This is a genomic window from Pseudomonas sp. LBUM1647 (assembly GCF_059716175.1).
This window is the reverse complement of record NZ_CP166809.1, coordinates 506,336-520,086: the sequence shown is the minus strand read 5'-3', so window position 1 is coordinate 520,086 and position 13,751 is coordinate 506,336. Positions and strand designations below refer to the sequence as shown.

The 13,751-nt window shown below is 59.0% G+C and carries 13 protein-coding genes; all 13 read right to left on the bottom strand.

The genetic code is table 11. From position 1 onward, the window contains the following. Window positions 1-35 precede the first annotated feature (35 nt). Window positions 36-992: a glycosyltransferase family protein gene (locus ACA059_RS02305; protein WP_497632569.1), complete on the bottom strand. Its 957-nt coding sequence runs from the start codon at window positions 990-992 to the stop codon at window positions 36-38. Beyond that, window positions 989-2,419, bottom strand: a complete 1,431-nt coding sequence (locus ACA059_RS02300) for a PIG-L deacetylase family protein (RefSeq protein WP_497632567.1) — start codon at window positions 2,417-2,419, stop codon at window positions 989-991. The genes ACA059_RS02305 and ACA059_RS02300 overlap by 4 nt, the downstream gene beginning before the upstream one ends. Window positions 2,420-2,427: 8 nt before the next feature. After that, entirely contained in the window at window positions 2,428-3,324 is an 897-nt protein-coding gene (locus tag ACA059_RS02295; RefSeq protein ID WP_497632566.1) for an antimicrobial resistance protein Mig-14, read from the bottom strand. After that, window positions 3,324-4,454 carry a glycosyltransferase gene (locus ACA059_RS02290; protein WP_497632565.1) on the bottom strand — a complete coding sequence of 377 codons (1,131 nt, stop codon included), beginning with the start codon at window positions 4,452-4,454 and terminating at the stop codon, window positions 3,324-3,326. The genes ACA059_RS02295 and ACA059_RS02290 overlap by 1 nt, the downstream gene beginning before the upstream one ends. Beyond that, the gene (locus ACA059_RS02285) at window positions 4,438-6,195 is read right to left on the bottom strand and encodes a carbamoyltransferase family protein (protein ID WP_497632563.1); all 1,758 of its coding nucleotides are present in this window, start codon (window positions 6,193-6,195) and stop codon (window positions 4,438-4,440) included. Before ACA059_RS02285 ends, ACA059_RS02290 begins: the two co-directional genes overlap by 17 nt. A gap of 227 nt (window positions 6,196-6,422) precedes the next feature. Next, complete coding sequence (locus ACA059_RS02280; protein ID WP_497632561.1) at window positions 6,423-7,301, bottom strand: DUF3800 domain-containing protein; 879 nt, start codon at window positions 7,299-7,301, stop codon at window positions 6,423-6,425. A 71-nt stretch (window positions 7,302-7,372) separates the two neighbouring features. Then, entirely contained in the window at window positions 7,373-7,708 is a 336-nt protein-coding gene (locus tag ACA059_RS02275) for a YceK/YidQ family lipoprotein (RefSeq protein WP_497634620.1), read from the bottom strand. A 120-nt stretch (window positions 7,709-7,828) separates the two neighbouring features. Continuing rightward, entirely contained in the window at window positions 7,829-9,280 is a 1,452-nt protein-coding gene (locus ACA059_RS02270; protein WP_497632559.1) for a lipopolysaccharide kinase InaA family protein, read from the bottom strand. Continuing rightward, window positions 9,280-10,032 carry a lipopolysaccharide kinase InaA family protein gene (locus tag ACA059_RS02265; RefSeq protein ID WP_497632557.1) on the bottom strand — a complete coding sequence of 251 codons (753 nt, stop codon included), beginning with the start codon at window positions 10,030-10,032 and terminating at the stop codon, window positions 9,280-9,282. Before ACA059_RS02265 ends, ACA059_RS02270 begins: the two co-directional genes overlap by 1 nt. Then, on the bottom strand, window positions 10,029-10,763 hold the full coding sequence (locus ACA059_RS02260) for a lipopolysaccharide kinase InaA family protein (RefSeq protein WP_497632556.1): 735 nt from the start codon (window positions 10,761-10,763) through the stop codon (window positions 10,029-10,031). Before ACA059_RS02260 ends, ACA059_RS02265 begins: the two co-directional genes overlap by 4 nt. Next, window positions 10,763-11,569 carry a lipopolysaccharide core heptose(I) kinase RfaP gene (gene rfaP, locus ACA059_RS02255; protein WP_497632554.1) on the bottom strand — a complete coding sequence of 269 codons (807 nt, stop codon included), beginning with the start codon at window positions 11,567-11,569 and terminating at the stop codon, window positions 10,763-10,765. Before rfaP ends, ACA059_RS02260 begins: the two co-directional genes overlap by 1 nt. Next, window positions 11,569-12,690: a glycosyltransferase family 4 protein gene (locus ACA059_RS02250; RefSeq protein WP_497632552.1), complete on the bottom strand. Its 1,122-nt coding sequence runs from the start codon at window positions 12,688-12,690 to the stop codon at window positions 11,569-11,571. Before ACA059_RS02250 ends, rfaP begins: the two co-directional genes overlap by 1 nt. Beyond that, window positions 12,690-13,751 (bottom strand): lipopolysaccharide heptosyltransferase RfaC, encoded by a 1,062-nt coding sequence (gene rfaC / locus ACA059_RS02245; protein ID WP_140677125.1) that lies wholly within the window; start codon window positions 13,749-13,751, stop codon window positions 12,690-12,692. The genes ACA059_RS02250 and rfaC overlap by 1 nt, the downstream gene beginning before the upstream one ends.

Sequence of the window (13,751 nt, the reverse complement as noted above, 5' to 3'; positions counted from 1 at the left end):
TTGCACCGCACCATTGGTTGTTTAATCGCCCGACTTCACAGCCCCAGCGACAAGCGTAATTTTTCTTTCCAGCCCAGCGGAACATGCTCGCGCAACGGCGCACGCAGGGCGTCGACAATCGCATGTCCTACAGCCCGGAACGTGTAACGCTGCTCTACCAAAGCCTGCCCGGCCAATGAAATGGTCTCGGTCAGCTGTGGGGACTCGCGCAACACCGCCAGTTTTTCCCTGAGTTCGTCGCGGGTTCGATAGAGCACGATGTTGTGCATATCGACAAACCCCAGCGCGCGATTCTCTGCTTCCCCTTGATCGTAAGCAAACAGCACACAACCACAGGCCATGGCCTCGAAATTCTTGATCATGTATTCGCCCATGCCGACGTCGGCACTCACGAAGTAACGGATCCGGCTCAACGTCTCGCAGTATTCCTCACCCGACTTGGTGCGCGTGATCAGCAGGTTCTCCACGTCGGCCACGGACTCGAGCATGGCCTTGCGTCCGGCATACGCCACGCTATTGAGACTGCCGACGAAACCCAGTTCGATATCACGTTCACGCTGGCAGTTTTGCAACAGCGCCTGATCGTAGCCCTTGGGCACGAAATGTGCGTCAAACCCTTCATCACGCAAGCGCTGGCTGACCATGAAACCCGAGCTGATCACCCGCGCCCAAGGCAGCTTGCGGTAATGCGCACTGAACTTGCCGGTGTACTTGCACGGGATGTAATTCTGGTACGCATCGTGTTCCAGAATAACCAGATTAGGCAGGGTTTGGATGAACCTCACCTGTCTGATTTCTTTTTTGAAGCGCAGGAAAAAAACAATGCGGTCATAGCGGGTCACATCGACATGCTTGCGAAAGTATCCACGCAAGTCGTCCTGCTCCGCACTGGTCAGCTCGCGCTTGTCGCAGTCGCAGTGCTCGGCGATACCGTCATACAGTCGATCAAGGATCGCTCGCTGCTCTTTCTGCACCAGAAACAGAACTTTCAATTGGTCTCTCTCTTTCCAGACAGCTCTTGGACCCAGAATAATTCGTGGCGTCGCACCGCTTTACGGAAGAACTCGTTTTCGCCGAAAACCGGCCAGTGTCGGGCCGCCAGACAACGTTGTATCGCCCGGCGAAGTAGACGCTTGAGGGGAAGTCGGGGCTGAAGGTCGTGCATCATGCCCAACGACATAGCCTTGTGCCACTGTTTTTCGGCAGACAGACAAAGCGCCCAAGGACGCAACGGTTCATGATTATTGATCTGTGGTGGCAGTGTCACACCGGTCCCGGCATCACCCATTGGCCAGCGATCGTTGTCGTGTAGATGATTGGCGTAATGCAATAAGGTTTCGGGCTGCCAGGCTGTACCGTTCAATGCCTGCATCACCGCCTGCTGTGAGCATAGATGGTCTGGGTGCGGGTCGAAACGCGGATGTGGCAAAACGATGACCTGGGGCTGGATACGCTCGATCAACTCACTCAGGTCGGCCAAAAGGTTGTTCCAGGACGGTATGCCATCGACGTCACTGCCCAGGGCAAACGGATTGAACCGTCGAAAATATCGGGTATCGCCAAGCTGTGCCTCGCGGGACGCCACGGCCTCGGCCGGCGCGCTTTGCATGGCGGACAATTGCAGGCAGAAATACCCCAACTGAATACAGCGCTCCTGAGGTACGCCGCCCCACAGCGGCACGCTGAGACTGTCCCAGGCGCGAAGCGAGCCTTTCAAGCGGGACGCTTCGACGCCATTGAGCCCCATTTGCTGATAGTGCCCGGCCTCGATTTCACCGGCGGTCAAGGTCACGATCCAGCTTTGACTGGCGCTGCTGTACAAACCGAATGCGGCCAACTCGGCATCGTCGGCGTGGGGCGCGATCACCATCACCCGTTGACGGCTGTAATCCGGATGCTCGAACGCCCTGAGCACCGGCTCACCCAGCAGTCGGCAGAAACGCCCACGCAGGCGTAACTCACCTTGCGACAGAACCTGCGCCTGACCACTGAGGTTGAGGTAACGCAGGCCGTTCACTCCGCGTTCGAAGGTTTGTCGGTCCGGGTTATCCCCCCCCGACAACTCGACCACAGGATCGATGAAGCGTCCCAACCAGGTGCATTTTATCCGTAGCGCCAACACCAGGGTGGCGTCGTCGACCAGCATGACGCCGTCGTCCAGGCGCAAACGCTCACCGTCCAGGTGAACCTTGGGCTGTTGGGTGTACGGCGGGAAGCTGTACTGGTAATCGTCTTTGGGCGAATAAAACAGATGGTCGGCGAACCATGCCTCGTGGGCAATCCAGCCCAGAACCGCGAGTACCAATGGCAGCCACCAGGTCACCAGTACACCAACGGCAATCAATAGCACCAGCGCGATGAGCAGACCGATGCGTTTGTTGCGTCGATGGCGCTTGAGCAATTGCTGTTTGCGGTTCATGGGCTGACTCATACGGTGAACACCGGCACAGGATTGCACCAGCGATCCTTGTATTCACGGTCGGCGCGACCGAAAGAAAAGCGCAAGGGTTTGTCCAACGCCCGGGCATGCTCCCAGGCGCTTTGCGTATTGAGAAAGCTCAGCACGCTGCCCGGACTGAATTCGCGGGTTTCGGGATCGACGCCGCCATTGATGTACTCGACGCTGATCCACTGCGGTGTCTCGACACGGTAGACCAGTTGAATCGCTATCGGCGCATCGTTGAGGAAAATCACCGAGCCGATCAGCAAATCACGCAGCAACTCGATGACCTCAGCCATGCGCTCGGCCCCCGTCGCCGGGAAGCCCCAGCGACGCTGGAACAGGTCGCAATAGATCGCCGCCAGTTCAGGGCTGGAAAACTCCGCGACCGGCCGGACCACTCCGCCCGCTTCTTCCAGCAATCGCAATTCACGACGCTGGTTGTAGCGAAACTTCTTCGACAGTTCTTCGGGAGTGCGGGCCATCGCCAGCTGTTCAGCCTGCAACTTGATGCCGGTAAAACGGCCTTCATTCAGCGCCGACAGGTAGCGTCCACGATGACGCAGCGGCGCTTGTGCATCGGCAGCGGCCGGCAGGATGAGCTCGGCATTACCGAGGTCGAACAGACCTTTTTTACCGCAGCGCTTGAGCACATCCTTGGACAAGGCGAGGTCGCGGCCCCAGGTCGGGATCGCGGCTTTGACTTCACCGTTTTGCTCCCAGGCCAGGTAGCGCACAGGAATGTCGGCCAACTGCGCCAGTCGCTCGACCACTATGGGATGAGTGGCGACGCTGCCGCCGTAACGTTGCCAGGCCTCGGCATATGTCGAGGCGTCGACTACCGCCCAGCCACGTTCGCGCCAGCCTTGAAATCGGTTGAGCATCAGCCCCTCGGCGCCAGTTCGGTAACGTGCGGCAAACGCCAGAAAGCATCGCGCACCGCGCGGTCGGAGAAGCGCTCACGCAAGCGATCGAGCATCAGCTCGGCACATTGGTGACGCTGCTGCTCGTCCATCGCGGCCAGATGTTGCAGCCCTTGAGCCAAGTGTTCGGCATCGCCCAGCGGGAACAGAATACCGACGCCCTCGACCACTTCCTTCGCCCCGCCACACGCCGTGGCGAGCAAGGGCACGCCGGCAGCCATGGCCTCCAGCAGGACCATGCCGAACGGTTCGTGATCGGAGCTCAGGGCAAACACATCGAAGGCACGGAAATAACGTCGGGCTTCAGGCACCTGACCGAGGAACAGCACGCGGTCGCCGATACCCAACTCACGGGCCAGGGCCTTGAGGTCCTGTTCCAGTCGACCGGCACCGAGCATCACCAGTTGACTGCTGGCCGGCAAACCCGGCAACGCCGCAGCAAAACCGTGCAGCAGCGTGGTCTGATCCTTGTCCGGATGCAGCCGTCCGACATTGCCGACAACCCAGGCATCCGGCGCCAGACCGAGGGTTTCCCTGGCCTCGCGAACTGATACTTGGCTGTCCTGCAAGGTCTGCACATCGATACGGTTATAGAGCGTCTGAATCCGCGCCGCCGGCCACTTCGGCAGGCAATGACGCATGTCGTCGCGCACGGCATCGGAAACCCCGAGCAGGCTCAGGCGCTTGCGGAAAATATTCGCGAAGAGTTTGCGTGTGCCGCGCTTGTAATCGTCAAACGCGTGATGCACGCCAATCACCGGCAACGACGTGCCGAGCAAGGCGATATAAATAGGCTTGAAACGGTGGGCGATGCAAAAACTGAAATTGCGCGAGGCGGCGATCTTGCGCAGATCGCTGATGGCGCCCAGCTTCAGGCCACGAATGGCCTTGGAGCTGTATTCCATGAACAGCACTTCATCGGAAGCACAGCCCGCGGCGACTTCGGCATCGGCAGCCCCGGTCAGAAACACCGTGGTCACTCGATAACCGGTCCCCGCGAACAGGCTGGCGTACTGCCGGGCGCAGTCCAGAAACGGCCCGTCATAGCCGTGACAGAACTGCAGCACATGGCGTTCAGCCGAGCGTGTCATATGCGTCCGCGCCCTCTTTGACCACCAGGATGTCTTCCATGATCAGATACTGTAGATCGGAACCGAAGAACATGTTCAGGGCATCCGTCGGCGAGCAGATCATCGGTTCGCCACGACGGTTGAGCGAGGTGTTCAGCGACACGCCGTTACCGGTCAGCACTTCCAGCGCCTTCATCATGTCGTAGTAGCGCGGGTTGTATTCGCGCTTGAGCACCTGGGCCCGGGACGTGCCGTCTTCATGGACGACTTCCGGCACGCGGGTCTTCCACTCTTCCGCCACTTCAAAGGTGAAGGTCATGAACGGCGCCGGGTGATCGATCTTGATCATCTGCGGTGCAACGGTGTCGAGCATCGACGGGCAGAAAGGCCTCCAGCGCTCGCGGAACTTGATCTGGTGGTTGATGCGGTCAGCCACGCCAGTCGCACTCGGGCAACCAATGATCGAACGACCGCCCAAGGCGCGCGGACCGAATTCCATACGGCCCTGGAACCAGGCCACCGGGTTGCCATCGACCATGATTTTGGCGATGTTTTCCGGCATGTTCTCAAGCTTGCGCCATACCGGCTTGCTCGGGTGACGGGCGCATGCAGCGAGGACGTCTTCGTTGGTGTACGACGGACCGAGGTAGACGTGTTCCATCTTCTCGACCGGCACACCACGGGCGTGGGACACATAGGCCGCCGCGCCGACTGCGGTGCCGGCATCGCCGGACGCAGGCTGCACGAACAGTTCTTTAACGTCGTCGCGGGCGATGATTTTCTGGTTCAGCTTGACGTTCAAGGCACAGCCGCCGGCGTAAGCCATTTTGCCGGTTTCCTTGAGCACGTCGCCCAGATAGTGGTCGATCATCTGCAGCGAGATCTTTTCGAACAGCGCTTGCATGCTCGCGGCGTAGTGGATGTACGGCTCGTCGGCGATGTCGCCTTCGCGCTTGGGACCCAGCCACTCGATCAGCTTCGGCGAGAAGTAGAAACCTTTGCCCTTCTCTTTATAACGACGCAGGCCGATGACGTTGGCGTAGTCGGTGTTGATCACCAGCTCGCCGTTCTCGAACGAGGCCAGGCGCGAGAAATCGTATTTGCTGGCATCGCCATACGGCGCCATGCCCATGACCTTGAACTCACCGTCGAGCATCTCGAAACCGAGGAACTCGGTGATCGCGCCGTACAGGCCGCCGAGGGAGTCCGGATCGAAGAATTCCTTGATCTTGTGGATCTTGCCGTTTTCGCCGTAACCGAAAAAGGTCGTGGCGTACTCACCCTTGCCGTCGATCCCGAGGATCGCGGTTTTCTCTTTGAAACCGGAGCAGTGATAAGCGCTGGAGGCGTGGGCCAGGTGATGCTCGACCGGTTCGATCTTGATTTTTTTCGGATCGAAACCCAGTTGCTCGAGGCACCAGACAATCTTGTTGCGATAGCGCTTGTAGCGACGGTTACCCATCAGGATCGCGTCGAGCGCGCGGTCCGGGGCGTACCAGTAACGCTTGGCGTAATGCCAGCGAGCCTTGCCGAACAGGCTGATCGGCGCGAATGGAATCGCTACCACATCAACATCGGACGGCTTGATGCCAGCCTGCTCGAGGCAGAACTTCGCCGACTCGTAAGGCATGCGGTTCTTTGCATGTTTATCGCGCACAAAGCGCTCTTCCTCAGCCGCCGCGACCAGCTTGCCGTCGATGTACAAGGCTGCGGAAGGATCATGGCTAAGGGCGCCGGACAGGCCAAGAATCGTCAATGCCACAGGGGTCTAGCCTCTTTAGTCTGCATGCAGGCGCAAGGCGCCTCAAAGATTAATGTGCCCTCGCAAAGGGCGAGTGGCAGCTAAAGGGCGGGATTATAGCTTAAAAGCGACGGCAAGCCTCTAGCCGGAAGTGGCAAGCTGGCGCGTTGACAGATGACGGGCCTCGACATAGACTCCTGCGCAAATGGACTGGGGGATCCCGGTCGGCGTTGTGGCCTCGGTGAGTTTCACCGGGGCTTTTCGCTTTCTGAGAGAGGGAAAATTTTTAACCCCCAATTCTCGAAACCCTCTCCCACATTGTTACGCCCACCACTGCAGTAGAACTTTCGCTTGAGCACGTCAAAGGCACGATTTTCTTGCCCCGACCGCAAAACGCTCATACCAATGGGTCTTGCAACAAGATCCGCTAGCTGTAACCCCGTGGAATTCACTTGTTTGGTCGCAAAGACGATGTCGAACGGCAGTTGTATGCCCAATCTGTTCGCGCCATCGCACATGCGACGAAACTCCAGTTCAAGCTCATTATCCTCCCGCTTCCCTCGACGCTCGAAAATCACATGAGTTAAAACGCTCTGTTGATTCTTTTCCTGCAAATACTCATAAAGCGTTTCAAGGCAGAATCCGAGCGCGACGTGATAAGGATTGTGGACAGGACCTTGCTTTTCGCGAAGAGCGGCTTTGTCGATAACGCAGCTGATCAGGACGAAATTGCTGGCGTCAATGATTCCCGTCAACTCATCGAGAAAGGCATGTTTGTGTTGCCTTGATGTGAAAAGACTAGAGAACGCTCCCTTTTCTTTTCGAATTTCCAATTCATGCAGACCGATCAGGTCATGACCCATATGATTAAATTTGAACTTCTGAAGGGCGGGAATAACCTTTTCGCAATAATGCCTTTTATGAAACACACAAAATGCCAGCACAAACATTGGGTAGTTTGGATCTAATGTTTGCATCCCATGATCGCCGCTCTCATCCACATAGATTATGAAATCGCTGTACCTCCCGGACGGAGGTAAAAGCTTTTCCGCCTCAACATTAGTTTCAGCTTCGCTTTCGTTTTCAAAAAGAAAAAACTGTTGAGAGGGAAAAATCGGGGTCGACACGAGCTATTCACCTTTTGTTCTTCGAGCCAAGTGCGTCAGGTGTAGCACTGACACGCAGGAATACAAAAGAGTTACCCGCGGCCTGCTCGCCAATAAATACTGATATTGCCGTCGGTAGCTTGTCGGTAAATCGTGTAGGGCAGGAGGACGGTGTCGAAAACACCCGACAGGGTGAAATCCACCAACACGAACGGCAAAAGAATGCCCGTGGGATCAGGCGCTGCGTTTAATACGCAAAAGTCGAAAGCCAATCCGCTGTAGATACGCGGGATGGATTGACAGTAGGTTTTTTGCTGCCTGAGGCTGCGAGTCGCGTCTTCATCAGACTGCAGCACCGTAACAGCGGTCCCGCAGCCCGATAACGCCAATGAGAAAGTGCCCAGCAACACCGCCATTTTTATGGTCAAAATCTGCCCTCCGTGAACGTCAGGCAAACTAGCATCGCGGTTATCCAGGGCACAGTTCATGGGCTCTGTAGATCATGTAGGACGATTCATAAAAACCTGTCCCTAATCTCGCGAAGGGATTCAGGCAGCGCTAGAGATATCTTTGGGAAGACGCTGATCAATCACCTGATAAAGCGCACTACTCTGCGGCCAGTTACGCATGAACCGCGCCCGATCCCGCGCATAGGCCGGGGCAAAGCTGTTCACCGAGGCATGCTGACACATCGAATCCAGATCAATCAGCGCCCAGCGATCTTGCTGCCAGAACAGGTTATGCCCCTTGAAATCCCCATGACTGATCCGCTCAAGAATCATCTCGGCAAACAAATGATCCAGCGCCAGCAACTCGGCTTCCGGTGCCTCACCACTTTCAACGTAAGGCGCAAAGCGCTCGATGATGTCCGGCCCCGGCAAATACTCGGTCACCAGATAAGCCCGACTGCGCAACCAGAGAAAACGCTTCTCCAGCAACGCCAACGGTTTGGGCGTGGCGATGCCGAGAAACGCCAGGCGATTGCCTTCACGCCAGGAGTGCCAGGCACGGCTCGGACGCCAGAAGCGTTTGAGCCAGTGGGCAAAACCTTTGATGTTGTAGCGCTTGATCACCAGCGTACGACCAGCCACCTCGACCCTGCCGACGCTCGCCGCACCGCCGGTCTTGTACAGATGGCCCTGATCGAGCAGCGCATCGGCCTGCGCCAGCACCGGCAGCATCGCTGCTTCTTCCTCGCGGCGAATCGCCCGCAAGCCGAACGCTCCGCGCTGGACACTGAACAGCGTGCATTCGCGGCCGACCTTGATCAGGAAGTCCTTCAGGCGCCAGCTGCGAACCTTGCTGATCTGCTTCTGCAACGCTTCCAACGGCAAGGCATGCTCGCCGTTGCTCAGCAGGTAATACACCAGCAACTCTTCGGTGAACGGTTCCAGCGACTTGGGCAACTGGGCGAAAAACACCCCGAGGTTTTCCAGGACTTTCTGCCGCGACAGTGGCTCGCCAGGGGTTTCGGAGCAGACGCCGCCGCCATCAATCAAATACAACCGGCCGCGCTGGCGCAAGAGGTTGTCCAGGTGCAGGTCTTCCTGCCAGAGCCCCTTGCGATGCATTTGGCCGATAGCGCCCAACGCCTCGGCCAGCACAGCCCCTTGCATATCCGCCAGCACCGGCAAATGCTCGACCTGTTTCCAGGTTTCACCGAGGCTTTCGGCGCCCTCGATGAACTCGAACAGCAGCCAGCCGCCCTCGCCGTCCTTCAGGCCGTCGGCCAACAGTTGCGGCGTGGTCAGGCCCTGGGCGGCGAGCAAATGCACACCGTTGCGTTCCCGCTGAAAATGCCGCGCCGCTTTGCTGCCGACCAGCAACTTGGCCAGCACCGGCCGCCCACGCCAGACGCCGGCACCGACATAACGCTGCCCCGGCAACACCCGCAACAGACTCAGCAACTGCAACTCGGCAGGACCGGCTGCATCGGCCAGTGGAATATTCAGCGGCAGGCTCGGGCTGCGACCAGCGTTTTTCAGCTCAGACAAACGCATCAGCGCGCCTCCTTATGACTGCGCCGCGCGGTCAGGCGCGCAAGCCAGCTGTCGATCAGCGAACTGTCTTGCGATTGATCCAGATAGGCGGCCAGCAGCTCGCGCAACTGCACTTCGTTCCATTCAGGTGCCCGACGCAGCAACGGCTCCAGGTCTTTGGCCCGGTCACGCAGACCAAACAGCAACGGCCGAGTCTTTTCCAGGTCGATCAGCTGGGCCAGGTAACCGTCGCCGGTGGCCTGGAGAAAAATGTGTTTGGGGTAGAAGCAACCGTGAACCTGACGCGCGCCGTGCAGGCACCGAGCCAGTTGACCGCAGGCTTTCATAATCGCCGAATGCTGCGCCGAACTCAGGTCCGACCAGCGCTGCAATAGCGAATCCAGGTCATCCCAACCGTCCAGCGCACGGGTCAGCAGAATCGCCCGGACCTCGCCGTCGACCTTGCGCTCACCGAAGAATGCCGCTTTCAACGCAGGAATCCCGAATCGCTCATAGCGACTGATATTGCGAAATTCGCGGGCAAAACTCGGCTCGCCAAAGGGCGCATGCAACGTGCGCATCTGGTAGTTGCTCTGGCGCTTGAGGTAGTAGCCATGACCTTCCAGATCCAGCCGAAACACGCTGCTCCAGCCACCGCGAGCGGTGTTGGGTTCGTCCACAGCGTCGAGCTGCTTGGCCCAGAGTGCGTCGAAGGTGCCGAGGCCGTGACGCTCAAGCAGCGCACGGTCTTCAGCGGCCAGAAAATCAGTCATTCGCGTCCCTCGAAAAATCTCACCACGTGCCGGATCCGTTTTTTATCGGCGGCATTCAGCCGATCACACTGGCGGTATTGCAGGTAAAAGCGCAGGCGCTGAGTAGCCGACAAGTGATACTTGGCGACTTTGTCCAGACACGCCAGGTCCTTGGTGATCCGGTACTTGAGCCAGAAGCCGCGCCAGAAATCGCCGTTCGGGCAGTCGATCAAAAACAGTCGGGGCTCATCGTCGATCAGCAGGTTGCGCCACTTCAAATCGTTATGGGTGAAGCGGTGGTCGTGCATGGTCCGGGTATAACCCGCCAGCTGCCGGCTGACTTTATCGACCCAGGCGCGGTCCGCCAGCTTTGGATCATGCCGCTCGGCCAAAGCCGACAAGTCTTCGGTATGCGGCAGCTCACGGGTGATCATTGCCCCACGATCGTACGCCGCACCGCGACGCTCCAGCCCCCAGGCCACCACTTCGGCGGTGGGAATGCCCCACTTGGCAAAGCGTTTGAGGTTCTGCCACTCGGCCTTCACCCGGGGTTTACCCAGATAGCGACGCAGACCTTTGCCGGCACCCACGTAGCGTTTGACGTAATAGTTGACGCCATTGCGCTGGACGCGAATGACCTCGGACAACGGGTCGCGGGTCAAGCGCTCGCCCTGGAGCGCAAACACAGCCTCAAGACTGCCGAAATCTTCTGCCAGATCGCTGTACGCAGGCTCCAGTTTCCAACCCGCCATCAGAGCGCATCCCCGTATCGCTGTTTACGGTCGTAAAGTTTGTTGGCCTTGCCTTCGAGCCAGGCAAGCAGCGGCGCTTCTTCAGCCAGAATCTGCCGCAGCGGCTGCTGGAAGTAGCCCTTGAGGAAGCGCAGTTTGTCACGCTGGGTCAAGCCAATGTCCAGGGCTGAAAAGTACAACGCTGCCAGATCCTTGTTGCGCCAGCGCTGAGTGATCGCCGGACGGGTCTGGGCGCGGTGCAGGTCGATCACCGAGAGTTTGAAATCGTCGGCCGTCACCGGTTTGTCGGTGTGCAGCAGAAAATGGCAGATGTAGCAGTCGCGATGGTTGACCCCGGCGCGGTGCATCATGCCGGTCATGCGCGCGACCTCGGCGATCAACGCACGCTTGAGTTTTGGCTCGGGCGGGTGCTTGACCCAGTCGATGCTGAAGTCTTCAAGGCTGACAGTGGGCGCCAACTCTTCGGTAACGATGAACGAATGCTGGTCCGCCGGGTTGCTGCCCTTCTCGCCATAAGCAACGGCGGTCATGGTCGGCACGCCGACTTCTTGCAGGCGCTGAATGGCCTTCCATTCCTGGCCGGCACCGAGCACCGGTAACTTGGCAGTGAGCAGGTTCTTGAAGATCTCGCCCCAGCCAATGCCACGGTGGATCTTCACGAAAAAGCCATTGCCATCGACTTCGGTACGCAGGGTCCGGCGCGCTTCAAGTTCGCGGTATACCTCGCCCTGGAGACCCTCGACTTCGGCGAACGGGTCGCGACCGGCCCAGAGGCTCTTGAACGGTTCACCCAGCATCAACTTCATTAAGCGTGCTCCGCCAGAATCACATCGGCCGCGTGCTGCGGCATGCTGTAGAGGTCGGCCGTCTCGGCGAAGGCCAGACCGTTGCGGCTCCAGGCCGCCCGTGCTTGAGCGTCGTTCAACATTCCGGTCAGGTACTGAGTCAGCTGCGTCTGATCGAAAGGCTCGTCCAGCACCAGACCGGCGTCGGCCTCGGCGATGTAATGGGCGTAACCACACACCGCACTCACCAGCACCGGCAACCCGGCCACCAGGGCTTCGAGCAACACAGTCCCGGTGTTTTCGTTGTACGCCGGGTGAATCAACAGATCGGCGCCGAGCAGAAAACGCGGGATGTCGCTGCGGCCCTTGAGGAACGTCACGTTATCGCCGAGCCCCAGTGTGGCGCTCTGCATCTGGAATAATTTGGGGTCGTCCTGGCCAATTACAAACAGCCGGGTGCGTTTCTTCAGATCGGCGGGCAATGCGGCCAGCGCCTTGAGGCTGCGATCCACACCCTTGGTCTTGAACCCGGAGCCGATTTGCACCAGCAGCAGATCATCGTCTTTCAGGTGGAATTCGCGACGGAATTCGGCACGGATCTCGGCGGCATTGGCCGGCGCGCGACGGTCCTGAGAGATACCCGGCGGCAGCAAGTGGAAGCGCTCAAGCGGCGTGTCGTAATGTTTGATGAACAGCGGCTGCTGGACTTCGGAAATCATCAGCACTTCGGTCTTGGCATCCTTGGCGAACACGGCGCGCTCGTACTCGGCGAAGTGCCGGTAGCGGCCCCAACGACGGTACAGCGAGTTGCGCAGGTTCTGCGCCTTGTCTTCGAAGCAGCCGTCGGCGGCATAGTAGACGTCCAGACCCGGCATTTTGTTGAAGCCGATCAAACGGTCCACCGGACGCTTGGCCAGATCCGCTTCCATCCATTCGCTGAGCTTCTCGTTGCGTCGATGATTGAAGAATGCCTTGACCGGCGCCACCAACACTTCGAAGCCCGGCGGAATGTCGCCCTCCCAGATCAGCGTGTAGACCCGAATCTGATGGCCGCGCTGCTGACATTCCAGGGCGATGCGCATGAAGTCGCGCTGCAACCCCCCGAATGGAAAGTACTTGTACAAGACGAATGCCAATTGCATCAGCGCAGCTCCTCAGCCAGTAACAACGTGCTCAGTCGGGTCGCGACACGCTCGGGATTCAGACGCGTGAAGCACAGGGGCCACTCGCGCTTAAGGTCAAACTGACGGGCATCTTCGGCCGTCGGTTGATACGTACATTTCTTTTGCATACACGGCGCGCAGGGGAAATCGCTAGCGATGTGAATCTGCGCTTTACCGTAGGCGCCGGTCAGGCCCGGGTTGGTCGGGCCGAACAGCGACAGCGTCGGCACGTCCAGCGCAGCGGCGAGGTGACCGAGACCGGTGTCCACCGCCACGCAGGCTTGCGCGCCGGCCAGCACTTTGCCGACACCCGCAAGATTCAGCTTGGGCAGCACTTCGACGTGCCTCATGTCTTTGGCGATGCGTTCAGCCCGGGCTTTCTCGATCGGATTACCCCACGGCAGCTTCACCGCGACACCGAGATAGCCGACGCGCTCGGCCAACTCGCGCCAGTAGGCTTCAGGCCAATGCTTGGTGTCCCACGTGGTGCCGTGCAGGAACACCACGTAAGGATTCTTGCGCGGCAATTCCACCAGTCGTTCGACGTTCAGGCCGTAATCGCCCAAGCCTTTTGGCAGGTCGTAACCCAGGGCCACGGCGAACAACTGACGCACCCGCTCCACCGCGTGTTGCCCACGGGCCACGGCCAGACGCCGGGAATAGAAGCGTGCGGCAATCGGCTCGCGGGCCGAGTTTTTATCCAGCCCGGCCACCGGGGCTTTGGCGTATCGGGTCAGCAACGCGCTTTTCAGCAGGCCCTGGGCATCGATCACCAAATCATATTTGTTAGCGCGAACGCTTTGCTTGAAGCGCTTCCACTCGCCACTCTTGATGGTCTGCCAGATGTTTTTGCGCCAGCGACGGATCGCCACCGGAATCACCTTGCCCACGGCCGGGTGCCAGGTAGGGATTTCGGCGAAGCCTTCTTCCACCACCCAGTCGAACTGGATGCCGGGGATCGCCCGTGCCGCGTCGGTCAGCGCCGGCAACGCATGAATCACGTCGCCCAGCGAAGAAGTCTTGATCAGCAGTACCCGCAA